The organism is Nocardioides gilvus (genome assembly GCF_003194605.1).
GTDB classification, from domain to species: domain Bacteria; phylum Actinomycetota; class Actinomycetes; order Propionibacteriales; family Nocardioidaceae; genus Nocardioides; species Nocardioides gilvus.
This window is the reverse complement of record NZ_QHKY01000004.1, coordinates 110,526-129,689: the sequence shown is the minus strand read 5'-3', so window position 1 is coordinate 129,689 and position 19,164 is coordinate 110,526. Positions and strand designations below refer to the sequence as shown.

General features: G+C 68.9%; 18 protein-coding genes. 1 reads left to right on the top strand and 17 read right to left on the bottom strand.

Features of this window, described 5'->3' with window-relative positions; translation table 11 throughout:
- Window positions 1-9 precede the first annotated feature (9 nt).
- From DNK52_RS12450 to DNK52_RS12400, 11 genes are read right to left on the bottom strand one after another with little or no spacing between them, the layout of a single operon-like run.
- Window positions 10-777, bottom strand: coding sequence for a prepilin peptidase (locus tag DNK52_RS12450; RefSeq protein WP_110241339.1), 768 nt, complete (start codon window positions 775-777; stop codon window positions 10-12).
- Window positions 774-1,619: a shikimate dehydrogenase gene (locus DNK52_RS12445; protein WP_338036729.1), complete on the bottom strand. Its 846-nt coding sequence runs from the start codon at window positions 1,617-1,619 to the stop codon at window positions 774-776. The genes DNK52_RS12450 and DNK52_RS12445 overlap by 4 nt, the downstream gene beginning before the upstream one ends.
- A 4-nt stretch (window positions 1,620-1,623) precedes the next feature.
- Window positions 1,624-2,781 (bottom strand): endolytic transglycosylase MltG, encoded by a 1,158-nt coding sequence (gene mltG / locus DNK52_RS12440; RefSeq protein WP_110241338.1) that lies wholly within the window; start codon window positions 2,779-2,781, stop codon window positions 1,624-1,626.
- Window positions 2,774-3,235, bottom strand: a complete 462-nt coding sequence (gene ruvX / locus DNK52_RS12435) for a Holliday junction resolvase RuvX (protein WP_110241337.1) — start codon at window positions 3,233-3,235, stop codon at window positions 2,774-2,776. The genes mltG and ruvX overlap by 8 nt, the downstream gene beginning before the upstream one ends.
- Entirely contained in the window at window positions 3,236-5,953 is a 2,718-nt protein-coding gene (alaS, locus tag DNK52_RS12430; protein ID WP_110241336.1) for an alanine--tRNA ligase, read from the bottom strand.
- Window positions 5,953-6,270 (bottom strand): DUF6167 family protein, encoded by a 318-nt coding sequence (locus tag DNK52_RS12425; RefSeq protein WP_110241335.1) that lies wholly within the window; start codon window positions 6,268-6,270, stop codon window positions 5,953-5,955. The genes alaS and DNK52_RS12425 overlap by 1 nt, the downstream gene beginning before the upstream one ends.
- Window positions 6,267-6,779, bottom strand: coding sequence for a hypothetical protein (locus tag DNK52_RS12420; protein WP_162598761.1), 513 nt, complete (start codon window positions 6,777-6,779; stop codon window positions 6,267-6,269). The genes DNK52_RS12425 and DNK52_RS12420 overlap by 4 nt, the downstream gene beginning before the upstream one ends.
- Window positions 6,780-6,789: 10 nt before the next feature.
- On the bottom strand, window positions 6,790-8,163 hold the full coding sequence (locus DNK52_RS12415) for a replication-associated recombination protein A (protein WP_239455612.1): 1,374 nt from the start codon (window positions 8,161-8,163) through the stop codon (window positions 6,790-6,792).
- A gap of 18 nt (window positions 8,164-8,181) precedes the next feature.
- On the bottom strand, window positions 8,182-9,975 hold the full coding sequence (aspS, locus tag DNK52_RS12410) for an aspartate--tRNA ligase (RefSeq protein ID WP_110241333.1): 1,794 nt from the start codon (window positions 9,973-9,975) through the stop codon (window positions 8,182-8,184).
- On the bottom strand, window positions 9,972-11,327 hold the full coding sequence (gene hisS / locus DNK52_RS12405) for a histidine--tRNA ligase (RefSeq protein WP_110241332.1): 1,356 nt from the start codon (window positions 11,325-11,327) through the stop codon (window positions 9,972-9,974). The genes aspS and hisS overlap by 4 nt, the downstream gene beginning before the upstream one ends.
- Entirely contained in the window at window positions 11,328-12,050 is a 723-nt protein-coding gene (locus DNK52_RS12400; protein WP_110241618.1) for an MBL fold metallo-hydrolase, read from the bottom strand. It lies immediately after the preceding gene.
- 99 nt (window positions 12,051-12,149) lie between these two features.
- On the opposite strand from DNK52_RS12400, the gene DNK52_RS12395 reads away from it, so the two are divergent.
- Window positions 12,150-13,388: a DUF349 domain-containing protein gene (locus DNK52_RS12395; protein WP_110241331.1), complete on the top strand. Its 1,239-nt coding sequence runs from the start codon at window positions 12,150-12,152 to the stop codon at window positions 13,386-13,388.
- A 126-nt stretch (window positions 13,389-13,514) separates the two neighbouring features.
- On the opposite strand, the gene DNK52_RS12390 is transcribed toward DNK52_RS12395, so the two are convergent.
- The 6 genes from DNK52_RS12390 to ruvC form a co-directional block, all read right to left on the bottom strand.
- Window positions 13,515-15,746 (bottom strand): RelA/SpoT family protein, encoded by a 2,232-nt coding sequence (locus DNK52_RS12390; protein ID WP_110241617.1) that lies wholly within the window; start codon window positions 15,744-15,746, stop codon window positions 13,515-13,517.
- A gap of 87 nt (window positions 15,747-15,833) precedes the next feature.
- On the bottom strand, window positions 15,834-16,373 hold the full coding sequence (locus DNK52_RS12385) for an adenine phosphoribosyltransferase (RefSeq protein ID WP_204163544.1): 540 nt from the start codon (window positions 16,371-16,373) through the stop codon (window positions 15,834-15,836).
- A gap of 13 nt (window positions 16,374-16,386) precedes the next feature.
- Complete coding sequence (gene yajC, locus DNK52_RS12380) at window positions 16,387-16,680, bottom strand: preprotein translocase subunit YajC (protein ID WP_110241330.1); 294 nt, start codon at window positions 16,678-16,680, stop codon at window positions 16,387-16,389.
- 49 nt (window positions 16,681-16,729) lie between these two features.
- The gene (gene ruvB / locus DNK52_RS12375; protein ID WP_110241329.1) at window positions 16,730-17,827 is read right to left on the bottom strand and encodes a Holliday junction branch migration DNA helicase RuvB; all 1,098 of its coding nucleotides are present in this window, start codon (window positions 17,825-17,827) and stop codon (window positions 16,730-16,732) included.
- Between the two features lies 1 nt (window position 17,828).
- Window positions 17,829-18,428 (bottom strand): Holliday junction branch migration protein RuvA, encoded by a 600-nt coding sequence (gene ruvA, locus DNK52_RS12370; RefSeq protein WP_110241328.1) that lies wholly within the window; start codon window positions 18,426-18,428, stop codon window positions 17,829-17,831.
- Window positions 18,425-19,012, bottom strand: a complete 588-nt coding sequence (ruvC, locus tag DNK52_RS12365; RefSeq protein ID WP_110241327.1) for a crossover junction endodeoxyribonuclease RuvC — start codon at window positions 19,010-19,012, stop codon at window positions 18,425-18,427. Before ruvC ends, ruvA begins: the two co-directional genes overlap by 4 nt.
- Between the last annotated feature and the right edge of the window lie 152 nt (window positions 19,013-19,164).

Sequence of the window (19,164 nt, the reverse complement as noted above, 5' to 3'; positions counted from 1 at the left end):
GCCTCTGCCTCATCCGAGATTGGAAGCGGTCCACGGCCCGAGCAGAACCCCGACGAGGGCGCCGGCGACCATGAAGGGACCGAACGGCACTCCCTTGCGGTCGACGATCTTGGCGAGCGCCAGGATCGCGCCGAGCACGCCGCCGAGGACGAACGCCGAGTAGAGGCCGGCGAACAGCTCACCCCATCCCAGATACCCCAGGGCGAGGCCGATGATCCCTGACAGCCGCACGTCGCCGTAACCGAGGCCTGAGGAGTTGATGAACCACAGCAGGAAGTAGAGGACGCCGGTGATCAGCCATCCCCAACCCGCGCGGGCCAGGTCCCCCCACTCGCCCGAGACGGCCGCGACCGCGACGACCACGGGCACGAGCACCAAGTACGTCCGGGCGATGACCCAGGTGGGCAGCAACTGGGTCCGCCAGTCGATGATCGAGAGCGCCACCAGCACCGGCACCAGCGGCAGCAGGAAGACCAGCGCAGGGTCCCATCCCAGGTGCCAGCCGAGGAGGGCACCAGCAAGGGCACCGACGATCACAGCACGCAGCCCGAGGCCTCGTGCTGCGCCGATCTGCGCGTACGGGATCTTCGGTTCAGCGGGCTCGGCGGGTTCGGCCGGCTGGGCGTCTTCGGCAACCGCAGGTCCAGCGTCCTCGGAGGCGCTCGCGGGCACCGCCAGCGGCACCGGCTCCGGCTCTGGGACGGCTCGGATCAACGCCGGCACCAGCAGGCTGCCAGCACCTGCGAGGAGCCCGGCGGCCAGCGACGCGCTGATCATGCGGTGGCTCCGGGCCGGTGGCGCTCGGCCAACGCCTGCTCCCCCGCGGCCCGCATCTGCTCCAGAGGCGCGCCCAGTCCGGTGAAGAGGGTGAACTGGAGGGCTGCCTGATGGACCAGCAGGTCGAGACCCGAGACCACTGTCCCGCTGGCCGCGGAGGCCAGCGGGGTGGGCCACGGATCGTAGATCACGTCGAAGAGGCAGGGCGCTGAGGCCACTGCCTCGACCAGGGCCGACGTCTGGGCGTCAGCGGGGATGGTGGAGACCACGATGTCCCCCACCTCGCCCTCCGGTTCACCCAGGAGGCCGACCTGCACGTGCGGCGCAGATGGGTGCGCCTGCAACGACTCAACGGTCTCTGTCGCACGCTCAGGCGTACGCACCAGGACGCGGATCTCGGTGACGCCCATGTCACAGAGCGCCAGCCCGACCGAGGTGGCGGTTGCTCCGCCGCCCAGGATCGTCGCACTGCGGAGGGGTCCGCTCCAGCGCTCCCGGATAGCCGCCACGGCACCAGGCAGGTCGGTGTTGTCCCCGGAGATCGATCCGTCCGGTTCGAACAGCACGGTGTTGACCGCGCCCGCCGCTCGTGCCGTGGAGCTGACCCGATCGACGAGCCCCAGCGCCTCGCGCTTCAGCGGCATGGTCAGTGACAGACCGCGCAGAGCCTCGTCCCGCTCTGCCAGGAAGTCCGGCAGCCCACCGGAGGTCACGCGGTGGGCGTCATAGGACCAGTCGAGACCGACAGCGCGGTATCCGGCGCGGTGCAGAACCGGCGACAGGGAGTGTTCGATCGGGTCCCCCAGCACCCCGCACCGACTCCCGCTCACCACGCTCGTCACCGGGTCAGCACGCGTCCGAGGTCTCGCAGTAGGCCTTGTACTCAGCCTTGTACTGCAGGAACTCGTCGTACGTCTCGGCGAACTTGGTCTCGCCCGTCGCCAGGTCCACGGTCACGTAGTAGTACCAAGGACCGTCGGCGGGCGCACCCGCCGCAGCGATGGCGTCGGCCCCGGGAGCCTCGATGGGCGTCGGCGGCAGACCTGTGACCTTGTAGAGGTTGTACGGGGAGTCCGCGACCGAGTCGATCTCGGCTGTGGTGACCGCGATGACGCCCTTGCGGCCCAACGCGTAGTTGACCGACGCGTCGATCTGCAACAAACCGTTCGTCCCGCCCTTGGAGCCCGGACCGTCGAGTCGGTTGTAGATCACCCGGGAGATCTTGGGCATGTCGTCACCGCGGCCTTCCGCCTCGATCAACGAAGCGATGGTCATCAGCTCGGCGGGAGATCGCCCCAGGGCCGAAGCTCGCTCCTCCAGCCCTGCGTCGTCCGCGGCCTGCCGCCACCTGCTGACCATCTTGGCCAGGATGTCGGCAGCCGAGTCCTTCGGCCCGATCTCATAGGTCGCGGGGAAGAGGTAGCCCTCCGGGTTGCCCTCGGCGTAGTCGGGCAGACCCAGCGCCTTGGGATTCTTGAGCGCCTTCTCGTACTCGGCACCGCTGAAGTCGGTCTTGTCGGCAAGGATCTCCACGATGTCGACCACCCGTAGCCCTTCGGGGACCGTGATGGTGTTGGTCACCCGGTTGGCGGGCTCCACGAGCAGTTCCAGGGCATCTGCAGCCGCCATCTCGGAGCGCATGTTGTAGTACCCGACCTGGATCGCGGACGAGCGCGAGTCGGCACTGGCGACGTCGATGAAGGCCTGGACCGAAGCCACCACGCCGGCCTCCTTCAGCGTGCGCCCGATCGCGGCGGACGTGTCCCCGGACTCGACCTCCACCAGGACCTCGCCGGTGCCGGGACCGCTGAAGTCGTCGGGTGCACCGAACTGGTCGCCCAGCCAGTCCACTCCCTTGGAGACGCCCAGGTACAGGCCCCCACAGATGAGCGCCACCACGACGACGATGACGAACACCCCGAGCGGCCCTCTCTTCTTGCGGGCCCGTCGAGCGCCACCCTCCGGCGGATGCTCTGCAGTGCTGGTGGCTCTGTCCTCAGACATCTTCAACCTCGATGAGCTCTCCGGGAGCAGAACCCCTGTTCCGCTCGGTGTCCAACGCGTTCTGGAGGATGACAGTCGCCGCCACCATGTCCACGACGGCGCGGCGCTTCGCGCCATTTCGCCCTTGATCGCGAAGCATGGACTCCGCGCTGACCGTCGTCAACCTTTCGTCACACAGACGTACGGGCACCGGAGCGACACGCCGGGCCAACCGGGTGGCGAAGTCGCGCACCTTCGCTGCCGCCGGCCCCTCCGACCCCTTGAGTGAGCGGGGAAGACCCACGATCACTTCCACCGCCTCGTGCTCGAGCACCAGACGGGCAATCCTTCGCACGTCGCCGCGCCCGCTGGGAACGGTCTCCAGCGGGGTTGCGAGCAGACCCGTCGGATCGCTGCGAGCCACACCGATCCGGGCGTCACCCGGATCGATCCCTACCCGCACCCCGCTCCGCACTCAGGCACCGGCCCGCGCGCGGGCGACGTCGGCCAGCACGGCCGCAACGGCTGCGTCGACCCCTTGGGGGGCGGTGCCGCCGCCCTGGGCCATGTCGGGCTTGCCGCCGCCCTTGCCGTCGATGTGCGGCGCCGTGGCGCGCACCAGGTCGTTGGCCGAGAGACCCGCTGCCCGGGCCGCCTCGTTGGCCGCCGCGACGACGCTGACCTTGCCACCACTGACCCCGAGCAGCACCACCACTCCGGGTCGTTCCGGGTCGAGTCGGGCCCGGACGTCGGTGACGAGAGTACGCACGTCCCCGCCGCCCGCGCCGTCGAGACGTTGTGCGACCACGGCCACCCCGGACACGTCGGTCGCAGCGAGGGCCAACTGACCTGCGTTGGCGAGGAGTTGCGCCAGGCGGATCTTCTCGAGCTCCTTCTCGGTCGCCTTCAGCCTCTCGAGCATGTCCTGGACACGCCCCACGACGTCGTCGGGACGGGCCTTGAGCATCCCGGTCAGCTCGGCGACCACATCGCGCTCGCGGGCGAGGTAGTTGAACCCCTCCACGCCACTGAACGCTTCGATGCGACGGTTGCCGGACCCGACCGAGGCCTCTCCGGTCACGACGAGAGTGCCGATCTGCGAGGAGTGGTCGACGTGCGTGCCGCCACACAGCTCACGCGACCAAGGACCGCCGATCTCCACCACCCGGACCTGGGAGTCGTCGTAGGTCTCCCCGAAGAGCGCGATCGCGCCCCACTCCTTGGCCTGCGGCAACGTCATGTACTGGGCACTCACGGCCAGGTCGGCGCGCAGTGCCTGGTTGGAGACCGCCTCGATCTCCTTGACCTGGTCGGGGTGCAGGGCCGCGCTCCAGCCGAAGTCGAGTCGCAGGTAGCCGGGACGGTTGTAGGAACCTGCCTGGAGCGCGGTGGGACCGAGCACCTCGCGCAGGGCGGCGTGGATCACGTGGGTGCCGGAGTGCGCCTGCCGGGCACCGATCCGCCACTCCGGGTCGACCCGGGCATGCAGGGTCGAGAGGTCGGCGGGCAACTCCCCCTCGAGCACCCGCACCTGGTGGGAGACGAGGCCTCGCACCGGCCGCTGGACATCCAGGACCTCCAGGGCGCCACCGTCGAAGACGATGCGTCCGGCGTCAGCCGCCTGCCCGCCGGACTCCGCGTAGAACGGTGTGCGGTCGAGCACCAGCTCACCGATCTCACCAGCGGAGAGCACGGGGACCTGGACACCCTCACGCAGCAGCCCGAGGGGCCGGGACTCGGTCTCGAGGGTCTCGTACGCCAGCCATTCGGTGGGCCCGTTGGCGTCGAGGATCGCCCGGTAGACCGACACGTCGGCGTGCTGACCCTTCTTGGCCCGGGCGTCGTCCTTGGCACGCTGACGCTGCTCGGTCATCAACCCGCGGAAGCCGCCCTCGTCCACCTCGAGCCCCTGCTCAGCCGCCATCTCGAGCGTGAGGTCGATCGGGAAACCGTAGGTGTCGTGCAGGGCGAAGGCCTGCTCCCCGCTCAGTCTGCGCTGGCCCGAGGACTTCACCTCTGCCGCGGCAGTGTCGAAGATCTGGGTACCGGACTGCAGCGTCTTGCGGAACGCGTCCTCCTCCGCGTAGGCGACGCGGGAGATCCGCTCCCAGTCGGAGTGGAGGTAGTCGTAGGTCTCCCCCATCTTGTCGCGGCTGATCGGCATCAGCTCGGGCAGCGCCCGGTCCTCGAAACCGAGCAGCCGCATCGACCGGACGGCCCGGCGCAGGAGGCGACGCAGGACGTACCCGCGTGACTCGTTGCCGGGTGTGACGCCGTCGCCGATCAGCATCATCGAGGAGCGGACGTGGTCGGCCACGACCCGGAAACGTACGTCGTCGGTCGGGTCGGCGCCGTAGCGGCGACCGGTGAGCTGCTCGGCCCGCTCGATCACGGGGTACATCACGTCGATCTCGTACATGTTCTGCTTGCCCTGCAGCAGGAACGCCACCCGCTCCAGGCCCATGCCGGTGTCGATGTTGCGCTTGGGCAGCGAACCGGCGACGTCGAAGTCCTCCTTGGACCGCACCGCGCTGAGCTCGTCCTGCATGAAGACCAGGTTCCAGATCTCCAGGAGCCGGTCCTCGAGCTCGAACGGCATGTCCGGGCCGAGCGTCGCCGGGTCGAAGTCCGGGCCGTGGTCCTGTCCACGGTCGTAGAGGATCTCCGAGCAGGGTCCGCCGGGGCCGGGCACGCCCATGGACCAGTAGTTCTCCTTGCGGCCCAACCCGATGATGCGCTCGCGGGGCAGACCGGTGACCTTCATCCAGAGCTCGGCCGCCTCGTCGTCGCCCGCCAGCACTGACGGGTAGAGGCGGCTCTCGTCGAGCCCGAAACCGCCCTCGTCGACCGACTTGGTCAGCAGCGACCAGGCCAGGTCGATGGCACCCTCCTTGAAGTAGTCACCGAAGGAGAAGTTGCCGCACATCTCGAAGAACGTGCCGTGCCGCGTCGTCTTGCCGACGTCCTCGATGTCCGGGGTCCGTACGCACTTCTGCACGCTCGTGGCTCGGGGGTAGGCGGGTGACTCCTGGCCGAGGAAGAAGGGCTTGAAGGGCACCATGCCGGCGTTGACGAACAGGAGATTGGGGTCGTCGAGCAGCAACGGCGCGGAAGGAACGGGCGTGTGAGCACCCCACTGACCACCAGCCTCGAAGTGCGCGATGAAGCGGCGGCGGATTTCGGCGGTGTCCATCAGTGGTCGTTCTTCCTGTCTTCGAGCGGGGGGACCAGGGTCGGTCCGGGCTGCGCCTGGGGCGCCTGGGGGGCCTGAGGGCCCTGGAGCTGAGGGGTGTCGGAGAGTGCGGCGAGACCGAACGACTCGCGGAGCTCAACCTCGCGTGTGGCCTGCGCCGACCGGACGTCCTCGCCCAGCAGCCGGGCGGCGTGCGTCAGACCGTGCCACCGGGCGCGCAGGCCCTCGGTGGTGACCGAGTCGGTCAGACGTCGCGCCTTCGACATCGCGTAGACACCGGCGCCGGCGCCCGCGACGAACCAGAGTCCACGGCTCATGCGACGTCACCTCGCTCCCGGGCGTAGTACTGCCGCAGGGCTTCCTTCACGTCCGCCTTCCGCTGCCGGGTGGAGCGCTTGGTCTCACGGGTCATCTCGAAGCGGAGTCGGTTGCGGTTCTCGGCGGAGAGGGCGTGCCTGAGTCCGTGGGACCACGACGCCGCCTTGACCACCGTCTCGCGGGCGACGATGTCAGCGAAGAGTCGGCCCTCGATCCTGGTGGCAGGGGTTGCGCGTCGGGCGCCCGTCTCCCCGGCATCAGGCGTCTCACCGACGTCGGTGATCACGAACTCCACGGTGCTGGCGGGGGCCTGGGTGATCGCAGGACGTTCGAGGAGCGCGAGGCGGGCCAACAACTCGTCGTGCATCTCGCGTGATCGGGCCAGCTCACGCCGCGTACGCCGTTGGCCGACCAGCACCCAGACGAGTACCAGCATGAGGACGAGGACGCCGGCCACCGCCACCGACGCGGTCGCGTCAGCGCTCGTCACCCTGCTCCAGTCATCCACAGCCGGAACCTTACCTGCCGCTCCGTGACCCTCGTACGATGCTCCGAATCCGCTCCCACCGCTCCCTGACGGCGTTCTCGGCGCCCCGACTGGTCGGCTCGTAGTAGGCGGCGTCACCGACCACGTCGGGGGCGTACTGCTGGGTGGAGAGACCATGGGGCTCGTCGTGGGGGTAGCGGTACTTCTCCCCGTGGCCCAACTTCTTGGCGCCTCCGTAGTGGGCGTCACGCAGGTGAGGCGGCACCGTGCCGATCTTGCCGGCGCGCACGTCCTTGGCAGCGGCCTCGTAGCCCATGTACACGGCGTTGGACTTGGGAGCCACAGCGAGCGCCACCACTGCCTGCGCCAGGTTGAGCCGCGCCTCGGGCATCCCGATCAGTTGGACCGCCTGGGCAGCCGCCACCGCGGTGGTCAGCGCCGTGGGATCCGCCAGGCCGATGTCCTCACTCGCCAGGACGACCAGTCGGCGGGCGATGAAGCGAGGATCCTCCCCGGCCTCGACCATGCGGGCGAAGTAGTGCAGGGCCGCGTCCACGTCGGAGCCACGGATGGACTTGATGAACGCGCTGGTCACGTCGTAGTGCTGGTCCCCCTGACGGTCGTAGCGCACGGCTGCCTGGTCGACCGCGGTCTCGGCGAGCTCGAGGGTGACCACCACCCGTCCGTCGTCGTCGCGCTCCCCCACCGACGTCGCGGCACCGACGGCGGCCTCGAGGTAGGTGAGGGCACGACGTGCGTCGCCGCCAGCCAGGCGTACGAGGTGCTCGCGGGCATCTGTCTCGAGGTGGGCACCGCCGGCGTAGCCACGCTCGTCGACCAGGGCCCCGCCGATGACGTCGTCCACGTCGGCGTCGGTGAGTGACTCCAACTTGAGCAGGAGGCTGCGCGAGAGCAGCGGGGAGATCACCGAGAAGAAGGGATTCTCGGTGGTGGCGGCCACCAGGGTGACCCAGCGGTTCTCCACCCCAGGCAACAGAGCATCCTGCTGCGCCTTGCTGAAGCGGTGCACCTCGTCGACGAAGAGCACCGTCTCCTTGCCACCGCGAGCCAGCTCCGAACGCGCGGAGTCGATCGCGGCCCGGACTTCCTTGACCCCTGCCGAGACTGCGGACACCTCGACGAAACGCCGGTCGGTCTGCTGGCTGACGATGGCGGCGATCGTCGTCTTGCCGGTGCCGGGCGGGCCCCACAGCAGCAAGGACATCGACTGGTCACCCTCGACGAGTCGACGCAGCGGTGACCCGCCCGCACGCAGCTGCTGCTGACCGACCAGCTCGTCCAACGTACGCGGCCGCATCCGCACCGCCAGGGGTGCCGAGGAGTGGGTGTTGACCCCCAACGAGCCCGCGCTCGGCTGCGGTGTGTTGCCGAAGAGGCCTTCCACGTCGCTCACTCGAGCAGCCTAGGCGTCGACGTCGACTGCCTCGGTCGGCACGGCATCGACTCCGGCTTCCTTGCGCTGCTGCTCGGTGATCGCGGCCGGTGCCGAGGTCAGCGGGTCGAAGCCGCCACCCGACTTCGGGAAGGCGATGACGTCGCGGATCGAGTCGGCACCGCCCAGGATCGCCACCACGCGGTCGAGGCCGAGCGCGATGCCGCCGTGCGGCGGGGCGCCGAACTTGAACGCCTCGAGCAGGAAGCCGAACTTCTCGTCGGCCTCGGCGGGCGAGATGCCCATGATGTCGAAGACCCGCTTCTGGACGTCCTCGCGGTGGATCCGGATCGAACCGCCACCGAGCTCGGAACCGTTGCAAACGATGTCGTACGCGTAGGCCAGCGCCGCGCCGGGGTTCGCCTCCAGGTCGTCGAGGAACTCCGGCTTGGGGCTGGTGAAGGCGTGGTGCACCGCGGTCCACGCGCCGGCGCCGACGGCCACGTCACCCGAGGCCACGGCGTCGTCGGCCGGCTCGAAGAGGGGTGCGTCGACGACCCAGGTGAAGGCGAAGGTCGACTCGTCGATCAGGCCGCCGCGACGACCGATCTCCAGACGAGCGGCACCCAGCAGGGCACGGCTCGCCTTCGGCGTGCCTGAGGAGAAGAAGATGCAGTCGCCCGGGTTGGCGCCGGTGTGGGCAGCCAACCCCTCCTTCTCCGCGTCGGAGAGGTTCTTCGCGACCGGACCACCGAGCTCGCCCTCGGGAGAGACCGTCACGTAGGCGAGGCCCTTCGCGCCGCGCTGCTTGGCCCACTCCTGCCAGGCGTCGAACTGACGGCGCGGCTGGCTGGCCCCACCCGGCATCACCACGGCACCGACGTACGGCGCCTGGAAGACCCGGAAGGTGGTGTCGGCGAAGTACTCGGTGCAGTCGACGAGCTCCTGGCCCATCCGCAGGTCGGGCTTGTCGGAGCCGAAACGAGCCATCGCGTCGGCGTAGGTGATGCGCGGGATCGGCGTCTGGATCTGGTGGCCGGCCTGGGCCCACACCTCGACCAGCAACTCCTCCATCAGGGCGATCACGTCGTCCTGGTCGATGAAGGACATCTCGATGTCGAGCTGGGTGAATTCAGGCTGGCGGTCGGCGCGGAAGTCCTCGTCCCGGTAGCAGCGCGCGATCTGGTAGTAGCGCTCCATGCCGCCGACCATGAGGAGCTGCTTGAAGAGCTGGGGGCTCTGCGGCAGGGCGTACCAGCTGCCGGGGTGCAGACGGGCCGGGACCAGGAAGTCCCGGGCACCTTCAGGCGTGGATCGGGTCAGGGTCGGGGTCTCGACCTCGACGAAGTCATGGCGGTCCAGCACGTCGCGCATCGCCTTGTTCACCTTGGAGCGCAGACGCAGCAGGCGCTGCGGCTCGGAGCGACGCAGGTCGAGGTAGCGGTACTTGAGTCGGGTCTCCTCCCCGACCTCGCCACCCTTGGACGCGGCGGCGTCGTCGATCGGGAACGGCAGCGGCGCCGAGGTGTTCAGCACCTCGATCTCACTCGCCACGACCTCCACCTCGCCGGTGGCGAGGTTCGGGTTCACGTTGTCCGACGTGCGCGCGACCACCTCGCCGGTGATCTTGAGGCAGAACTCGTTGCGCAGGCTGTGCGCGACCTCCTCGTCGCGCACGACGACCTGCACGACGCCACTCGACTCGCGGAGGTCCAGGAAGGCGACGCCACCGTGGTCCCGACGACGCGCCACCCAACCGGCAAGGATGACGGTCTGGCCGACGTGCTCGGTGCGCAGGGCGCCGGCGTCATGAGTGCGGATCACTGGGTCTCCTCAGATGCGGTGTGCGAGATGACCTGCGGTCGCAGGTCCTCGGTGGGTGGGATCCAGGTCGCCGGATCTGCGGTGACCTGCTCTCCGGAACGAATGTCCTTGACCTGGTGGGTGCCGTCGTCCTGGGTGAACCAGACGTACGGGATCCCGCGACGCTCGGCGTAGCGGATCTGCTTGCCGAACTTGGCCGCGGTGGCGGCCACCTCGCACGGGATGCCGTTGGCACGCAGGGCGGTGGCAACGGCGGTGGCCGAGGACCGGGACTCCTCGTCGGTCAACGCCACGAGCACCGCGCTGGGCACCTGGCGATCGGCGTCGAGCACGCCCTTGTTGAGCAGCGGGACGAGCACCCTGCTGACGCCGAGCGAGATGCCGACGCCGGGGTACGTGGACTTCCCGTCGCTGGCCAGGGCGTCGTAGCGACCGCCCGAGCAGATGGAGCCCAGGGACTCGAAGCCGTCCAGGCGGGTCTCGAAGACCGTGCCGGTGTAGTAGTCGAGGCCGCGAGCGATCTTGAGGTCCGCCTCGATGCGTACGCTTTCGGTCACCAGGTCCTGGCAGGCGCGCACCAGGTCGGCGAGCTCTCCCAGCCCTTCGTCGAGCAGCGGGTGCTCGACGCCGAGGGCCCGGACCTGCCCGACAAAGGAGTCGTCGCCGGTGCAGATGGCGGCCAGGCCCAGCACCTTGTCGGCCTGGTCCTCGGTCAGCCCGGCCTGGTCGAGCAGGAGTTCGCGCACCTTCTCGGCGGGGAGCTTGTCGAGCTTGTCGACCAGGCGCATGGCCTCGTCGACGTCCGTGACCCCGAGCCCGGCGTAGAAGCCCTGCAGCAGCTTGCGGTTGTTGACCTGCAGCCGGAAACCCGGCAGGAAGGTCAGCTTCGACAGCGCCTCGAGCATCACCCGGGTGACCTCGACGTCGTGGTGGAAGGGCAGGACGTCACGGCCGACGATGTCGATGTCGGCCTGGGTGAACTCCCGGAAGCGCCCCTCCTGGGGACGTTCGCCGCGCCACACCTTCTGGATCTGGTAGCGGCGGAAGGGGAACTCCAACTTGCCGGCGTTCTCCAGGACGTACCGGGCGAACGGCACGGTGAGGTCGAAGTGCAGCCCCATGCCGGCGTCGGCGCCCGCCTCCACGTCCTGGAGCCGCTTGAGGACGTAGACCTCCTTGGAGGTGTCCCCCTTGCGCAGCAACTGGTCCATCGGCTCAACTGCCCTGGTCTCGATGCCCGAGAAGCCGTGCAGCTCGAACGTACGGGCCAAGGTCTGCACGACCTCGACCTCGACGCTGCGCTGGGCAGGCAGGAATTCGGGGAACCCGCTCAGCGGGCGTGGCTTGCTCATTCAGAGTCCTCGGGTGACGCGTCCGGCAGTGCCCTGGTCGACCAGGTCCGCCAAGAAGGGGTTCGTGGCGCGCTCGCGACCGATCGACGTCTGCTCGCCGTGTCCGGGGAGCACGACGATGTCGTCCGCGAGTGGGAGGACCTTCTGGCTGAGGCTCTGGAGCATCTTGGCGTGGTCGCCACCCGGAAGGTCGGTGCGCCCGATCGACCCGGCGAAGAGCAGGTCACCGGAGAACATCACCTCGGAGATCTCGGGCTGGCCGGCGAGCGCGCCGTACGGGGAACGGAAGGTGACCGATCCCTCGGTGTGGCCGGGGGTGTGGTCGACCGCGAAGTCGATGCCGGCGATCTCGAGCGTCTGCGAGTCGGAGAGCTCGCGTACGTCGTCGGGCTCTGCCCACTCGTAGTTGCCGCCGAGCAACATCTGGGTCGACTCGCGCGACATGCCGGCCATCGGGTCGGTGAGCAGGTGCCGGTCGCTGGGGTGGATCCACGCCGTGGCGTCGTAGGAGCCGGCCACCGGCGCCACACACCACATGTGGTCGATGTGTCCGTGGGTCACCAGGACGGCGACCGGCTTGAGCCGGTGTTCGCGGACCACCTGGTCGACACCGGAGGCGGAGTCCTTGCCCGGATCGATGACAACGCATTCGTTGCCGGGTCCGGTGGACACGACGTAGCAATTGGTTCCCCAGGGGCCTGCGGGGAAGCCGGCGATGAGCACGAGAACGACCTTCGATCGGGCGGCGGATGGCAGCTGCATGTGTTTGGCTGACAGTCAGCCTACCGAGACATGCACCCGGAGTGACTAGCATGGGCGACCATGAGCGCTGATAAGCAGTCCGAGTGGGGCCACGTGGCCGAGGACGGCACCGTTTTCGTGAAGACCGCAACCGGGGAGAGGGCCGTGGGGTCGTACCCCGCAGGCACCGCCGAGGAAGCGCTGGCCTTCTTCACCGAACGGTTCAAGGCCCTCGAGTTCGAGGTGCAGCTCCTCTGCACCCGGGTGAACGCGAACAAGGTCACCCCCGAGGAGGCGGCGGCTGCGGTGAAGACCGTGCGCCAGCAGGTCTCCACGGCCAACGCGGTGGGTGACCTCGACTCGCTGGTGGCGAAGCTGGACGCCCTGGGGCCCGTGATCGCGTTGCAGCGCGAAGCCCGCAAGGCTGAGCGTGCCGAGCGCAACGCCGAGTCCAAGGCGGCCAAGGAGCATATCGTCACCGAGGCCGAGAAACTGTCCCAGAGCTCCAACTGGCGCGACGGCGCCAATCGACTGCGTGACCTGCTCGAGGCTTGGAAGGCCCTGCCGCGTCTCGACAAGGCCACCGACGACGCGCTCTGGCGTCGCTTCTCCAGCGCACGCACGGCCTACACCCGTCAGCGCAAGGCCCACTTCTCCGAGGAGCACGAGAAGCGTGACGCCGCGCGCGTGATCAAGGAGCGGCTCACGACGGAGGCCGAGTCGTTGGCCGACGACACCGACTGGGGGCGTACGTCAGGTCGGTTCCGCGACCTGATGCGCGACTGGAAGGCCGCAGGCCCCGCGCCGCGTGACGTGGAGGACAAGCTCTGGAAGCGCTTCCGAGGAGCGCAGGACACCTTCTTCGGCAACCGCGACGCAGCCAACGCCGCCCTCGACGCTGAGTTCGAGGGCAACGCCGAGGTCAAGGAGGCGATCCTGGCCGAGGCCGAGGCGCTCCTGCCGGTCACCGACCTCGACGCCGCGAAGACCGCCTTCCGGGCCCTCGCAGACCGTTGGGACGAGGCCGGCAAGGTCCCGCGCGACCGGATCCGCGATCTTGAGGGACGCATGCGCAAGGTCGAGCAGGCCATCCGCGGTGTCGAGGACGACCAGTGGCGTCGTACGGACCCGGAGAAGTCCGCCCGGGCCGACGACATGATCGGCAAGTTGCAGTCCGCGATCGACGAGATCCGGGCCGAGCTGGACGAGGCCCGCAACAAGGGCAACGAGAAGAAGGTCAAGCAGCTCGAGGAGAACCTGGAGTCGCGTCAGGCCTTCCTCGACATGGCACGCAAGGCCGCCCAGGAGTTCTCCGGCTGAACCGACGTACGTCCGCCCTCACCGCCCATCGCGCCTCACGGCCGGTGGGCGGCGTGCGTGGCGGGGCTCGTCCCGATCCAGCGACCACCCAGCAATCACTCAGCGACCACCCGGACTACTGGGTGACTACTGGGTGACCCTGTAGGCGTCGAAGACACCGGGGACGCTGCGTACGCCCTTGAGCACGTTGTCGAGGTGCGTGGCGTCGGCCATCTCGAACGAGAACCGGCTCTTGGCGACCCGGTCGCGGGTGGTTTGCAGCGTCGCGCTGAGGATGTTCACCTGAGTGTCCGCCAGAGCCATGGTGATGTCGGAGAGGAGACGGGCCCGGTCCAGCGCCTCGACCTGGATGTTGACCAGGAACGTGTTCTGCGGGGTCGGCGCCCACTCGACCTCGACGAGTCGCTCCTGCTGGGACTCCAGGCTGGCGGCGTTCGTGCAGTCCTTGCGGTGCACCGAGACCCCACCGCCCTTGGTGACGAACCCGAGGATGGTGTCCGGGGGCACCGGCGTACAACACTTGGCCAACTTGACCCACAGGTCGCTGCTGCCCTGGACGATGACGCCGCTCTCGGCTGGTCCGGCATGCTTCTGCCGCGTGCGTCGACCGGTGATCGTGACGGCTTCGGCCATGTCCTCGGCGGCACCGTCGGAGCCGCCGTGGATCTCCAGGACCCGCTTGACCACGGCCTGCGCGGAGAGGTTGTGCTCCCCCACAGCGGCGTACAACGCGGTCACGTCGGCGATCTTGAAGTGCTCGGCCGCCTGGGTCAGGGACTCGTGGGAGAGCAGTCGCTTGAGGGGAAGGCCCTCCTTCCGCATCATCTTGGCGATCTCGTCGCGGCCCCGCTCGATGGCCTCCTCGCGGCGTTCCTTGGTGAACCACTGCCGGATCTTGGAGCGGGCCCGCTGCGACTTGACGAAGTTGAGCCAGTCACGCGACGGGGCTGCGGTGGCGGCCTTCGAGGTGAAGACCTCCACGACGTCGCCGTTCTCCAGGGTCGACTCAAGGGGCACCAGACGCCCGTTGACCCGGGCACCGATGGTGTGGTGACCGACGTCGGTGTGCACCGCATAGGCGAAGTCGACCGGGGTGGCTCCCGTCGGCAACGCGATCACGTCGCCCCGGGGCGTGAAGACGTAGACCTCGGCGCGGTTGATCTCGAAACGCAGGGAGTCGAGGAACTCGCCCGGGTCCTCGACGTCGGACTGCCACTCCATGAGTTGGCGCAGCCAGGCCATGTCGTCCTTCTCGGCCGGCTTGTCGGTGTCGGCCCCGACCCGGGAGTCCTCCTTGTACTTCCAGTGCGCAGCCACGCCGTACTCGGCGCGACGGTGCATCGCGAAGGTCCGGATCTGCATCTCGACCGGCTTGCCGGTGGGGCCGATCACGGTCGTGTGCAGCGACTGGTACATGTTGAACTTCGGCATGGCGACGTAGTCCTTGAACCGTCCCAGGACCGGATTCCAGCGGGCGTGCAGCACTCCCATGACGGCGTAGCAGTCCCGGTCGTCGTCGACCAGGACCCGGATGCCGACCAGGTCGTAGATCTCGGAGAAGTCGCGGCCGCCCACGATCATCTTCTGGTAGATCGAGTAGTAGTGCTTCGGACGCCCGGTGACCTTGGCCCGGATCTTGGCGTCCTTGAGGTCCTGCTCGACCTGGGAGATCACCTGGGCCAGGAACTGGTCGCGTGACGGCGCCCGCTCGGCCACGAGGCGGACGATCTCGTCATAGATCTTCGGGTGCAGGGTGGCGAACGCCAGGTCCTCCAGCTCCCACTTGAGCGTGTTCATGCCCAGGCGGTGCGCCAGCGGAGCGTAGATGTCCAGGGTCTCTCGCGAGGTGCGCTCCTGGCTCGCCTGCGGCACGTAACGCAACGTACGCATGTTGTGCAGTCGGTCGGCGAGCTTGATGACCAGGACCCGGATGTCCTTGGACATCGCCACGATCATCTTGCGGATCGTCTCGGACTGCGCGGCGGCGCCGTACTTCACCTTGTCGAGCTTGGTCACCCCGTCGACGAGCTGGGCGACCTCCTCACCGAAGTCAGCGGTCAGCTCCGCCAACGTGTAGGGCGTGTCCTCGACGGTGTCGTGCAGCAGCGCTGCCACCAGCACCGGCTCGGTCATTCCGATCTCGGCGAGAATGGTGGTGACCGCGAGCGGATGGGTGATGTAGGGGTCGCCGCTCTTGCGCTTCTGCGGGGCGTGCAGCCGCTCGGCGGTGACGTACGCACGCTCGAGCAGCGCCAGGTCAGCCTTGGGGTGGTTGGTGCGGACGGCCCGGAACAGCGGCTCCAGAACGGGGTTGCCGGACTGGGTCCTGGTGCCGATGCGCGCGAGTCGAGAGCGCATCGACCTCGCCGTCACCGGGGTGTCGGAAGGGCGTACGCGTTCGGGAACTGCGCGATTGTCCTCGACCATTCACTCAGTCTAGTCGGGTCAGATCACCCGGAGTGCCGTGCAGGGCAGGTCTGCGAAGACATCGCGCCCCGACAGGAAGCCAAGCTCCATGAGCACGGCCGCGCCGACGACGACTCCCCCGCTGGACTCGACGAGTCGTCGGGTGGCGGCGATCGTGCCGCCGGTCGCCAGTACGTCGTCGACCAGCAGGACCCGGTCGCCCGGGCTGACGGCGTCCTTGTGCATCTCCAACGTGGCGTTGCCGTACTCGAGCGTGTAGCTCTCGACGTGGCACTCGCGCGGGAGTTTGCCGGGCTTGCGCACCGGGATGAAGCCGGCGCCCAGGCTCAGGGCCACGGGTGCGGCCAGGATGAACCCACGGGCCTCCATGCCGATCACCTTGTCGACGACGACCTCACCCGCCTCGTCACGGCCGGCACTGGCGAGCGCCTTGACCGCGGCCTCGAACCCCGTGTGGTCGGCCAGCAACGGCGTGATGTCCTTGAAGACCACTCCGGGCTGGGGATAGTCGGGCACGTCGGCGATCAGACGGTCCATCGCCTCGCGGGCGGTCTCCAGCATCATCGACACCTCAGGACTCCGGGTCGTCTGCGTCAACGGGCGGCTGGGGGCTCTCGACGGCACCGACCGCGGCGCGCACCACGTCGATGACGACACCTTCGGCGACCTGGACGCGCACGCGGTCGTCGAGCAGTTCCACGACGGTGGCGAAGATCCCCGAGGTCAGCATCACCCGGTCACCCACTGCGAGGTTGGACTGGAGCGCAGCGGTCTGCTTGCGCTGGCGCTGGGCCGGGCGAATGATCATCAGCCAGAAGATGACCAGTACGGCAAGGAACGGCCAGAGGCCTGCAATTTCGTTCACGACAACCTCTTGACTCGGGGCGGGCAACCTGAGCGAGTCTACGTGGTCGTCATTCGTCGAAGAGAGCCTGCTGCGCCCCGAAGGAGTCCGGCGGCGCCACGAGCCCGAGATGCTTCCATGCTGCAGGCATGGCGATGCGCCCTCTAGGCGTGCGCGCCAGGAAACCGTTGCGGACCAGGAACGGCTCCGCGACCTCCTCCACCGTCTCCCGCTCCTCGCCCACGGCGACCGCCAGCGTCGAGATGCCCACGGGCCCGCCTCCGAAGCGGCGGCACAGGACGTCGAGGACGCCGCGGTCCAGGCGATCGAGACCGAGCTCGTCCACCTCGTACAGCTCGAGCGCGGCGCGTGCCACCTCGTGGGTGAGCACGCCGTCGGCCCGCACCTGTGCGTAGTCACGGACGCGGCGCAACAGGCGATTGGCGATCCGAGGGGTGCCTCGTGACCGTGACGCGATCTCTGCGGCACCCTCGTCCGTCATCTCCACGCCCAACAGACCGGCGGAGCGCCGCGCGATCAGGTCCAACTCGTGAGGCTCGTAGTACTCCAGGTGGGCGGTGAAGCCGAACCTGTCGCGCAGCGGGCCCGGCAGGAGACCAGCCCGCGTGGTGGCTCCGACCAGGGTGAAGGGCGGGATCTCGAGCGGGATGGCCGTCGCCCCGGGACCCTTGCCGATGATCACGTCGACGCGGAAGTCCTCCATCGCCATGTAGAGCATCTCCTCGGCCGGACGGGACATCCGGTGGATCTCGTCGACGAAGAGCACGTCGCCCTCGTTGACGCCGCTGAGGATCGCCGCCAGGTCGCCCGCGTGGGTGATGGCGGGGCCGCTGGTCAGGCGCAGGGGCGTCGACATCTCCCCGGCGATGATCATGGCCAGGGTCGTCTTGCCGAGCCCGGGCGGACCGGAGAGCAGTACGTGGTCCGGGGCCCGTCCGCGACGCCGGGCGGCCTCCAGCACCAGACCCAGTTGGTCGCGTACGCGTGTCTGCCCCACCACCTCGTCCAGCGTCCGGGGCCGCAGCGCTGCCTCGACGGCACGTTCGTCCCCCTCGGCCTCGGCGGCGGTCAGGGAACGCAGGTGCGCCTCCTCGGCGACGGTGAACTCGTCCGCGGCCTCATCGCGGTACTCGTCGTTGAAGGCCATCTCAGCCCCTGCTCAGGTGCTGGAGGGCGGCTCGCAACAGCGCACCCACGTCGGGAGTGCCCTGGGCGTGCTCGGCAACGGCGTCGGTGGCCTTCTCGGCCTCCTTGGTGGACCACCCCAGCCCCACGAGCCCCTGCACCACCTGGTCCCGCCACGGCGCCTGGGCCACGCGAGCCGCCTGGGAGGTGGCAGCGCCGCGCGGTGCACCGATGCGGTCCCGGAGCTCGAGGATGATGCGCTGGGCGCCCTTGTGCCCGATCCCCGGCACCTTGGTGAGGGTCTTGACGTCGTCGCTGGTGATTGCCCGGCGCAGGTCGTCGGGGGACAGCACCGAGAGGACGGCCTGGGCGAGTTTGGGCCCGACCCCCGACGCCGTCTGGACGAGCTCGAAGCACGACTTCTCGTCCTCGTCGACGAATCCGAAGAGGGTCATGGAGTCCTCCCGGACGACCATGCTGGTCGGCACTGTTGCTTCGTGTCCCTCACGCAGGGTGGCGAGCGTGCCGGGCGAACACATCACCTGGAACCCCACCCCGGCCACGTCGACGACAGCCGAGTTCAAGGTGATGCCGGTGACCTGGCCACGGACGTACGCGATCAACTGACGCTCCTCGGGATCCTGCTGGTGGTGACCTGGTGAGCACCGGTACGGCCGGCGAGCCGCGTCGCGGGGCTGAGCTCCGGCACCGCGGCCGCCTGAAGGCGGTGCTGGGCGGCGCTGCGCCAGATGTGGGTGATGGCGAGTGCCAGCGCGTCGGCAGCATCAGCCGGCTTCGGCGGAGCGTCGAGACGCAGGATCCTGGTCACCATGGCGCCGACCTGCGCCTTGTCCGCCCGGCCGCTACCGGAGACGGCGGCCTTCACCTCGCTGGGGGTGTGGAGCATGACCGGGATGCCCCGGCGGGCGGCTGCGACCAGGGCGATTCCGCTGGCCTGGGCGGTGCCGATGATGGTGCTGGAGTCGGAGCGAGCGAAGATCCGCTCCACCGCCACGGCGTCAGGGCGGTACTCGTCGAGCCAGGCATCGATGCCCTTCTCGACGGTGACGAGACGCAGGGCGACCTCCAGGTCGGAACTCGTCCGGATGACGCCCACGTCCACCATGGTCAGGGGCCGACCGACGGAGCCATCGACGACACCGACACCACACCGGGTCAGGCCGGGATCGATGCCGAGCACCCGCATGCCGTTCCCCTTCCGAGCGTGTCGACGTGACCTGCGTCCGAACACCTGTTCGCACGCAACGCTAACCGGTCGACTGACCCCTGCGTGCGTCGACACGCGGCCCCGGCACGTTCGGGATCTGTTCACCGAGGGGTCGCCCGGCGGTGCACGGA

Excerpts from the sequence above, each read along its gene's own strand:
- DNK52_RS12450 (WP_110241339.1), bottom strand. The coding sequence starts at position 777 with ATGATCAGCGCGTCGCTGGCCGCCGGGCTCCTCGCAGGTGCTGGCAGC.
- mltG (WP_110241338.1), bottom strand. The coding sequence starts at position 2,781 with ATGTCTGAGGACAGAGCCACCAGCACTGCAGAGCATCCGCCGGAGGGT.
- alaS (WP_110241336.1), bottom strand. The coding sequence starts at position 5,953 with ATGGACACCGCCGAAATCCGCCGCCGCTTCATCGCGCACTTCGAGGCT.
- DNK52_RS12425 (WP_110241335.1), bottom strand. The coding sequence starts at position 6,270 with ATGAGCCGTGGACTCTGGTTCGTCGCGGGCGCCGGCGCCGGTGTCTAC.
- hisS (WP_110241332.1), bottom strand. The coding sequence starts at position 11,327 with ATGAGCAAGCCACGCCCGCTGAGCGGGTTCCCCGAATTCCTGCCTGCC.
- DNK52_RS12395 (WP_110241331.1), top strand. The coding sequence starts at position 12,150 with ATGAGCGCTGATAAGCAGTCCGAGTGGGGCCACGTGGCCGAGGACGGC.
- DNK52_RS12390 (WP_110241617.1), bottom strand. The coding sequence starts at position 15,746 with ATGCGCTCTCGACTCGCGCGCATCGGCACCAGGACCCAGTCCGGCAAC.
- ruvB (WP_110241329.1), bottom strand. The coding sequence starts at position 17,827 with ATGGCCTTCAACGACGAGTACCGCGATGAGGCCGCGGACGAGTTCACC.
- ruvC (WP_110241327.1), bottom strand. The coding sequence starts at position 19,012 with ATGCGGGTGCTCGGCATCGATCCCGGCCTGACCCGGTGTGGTGTCGGT.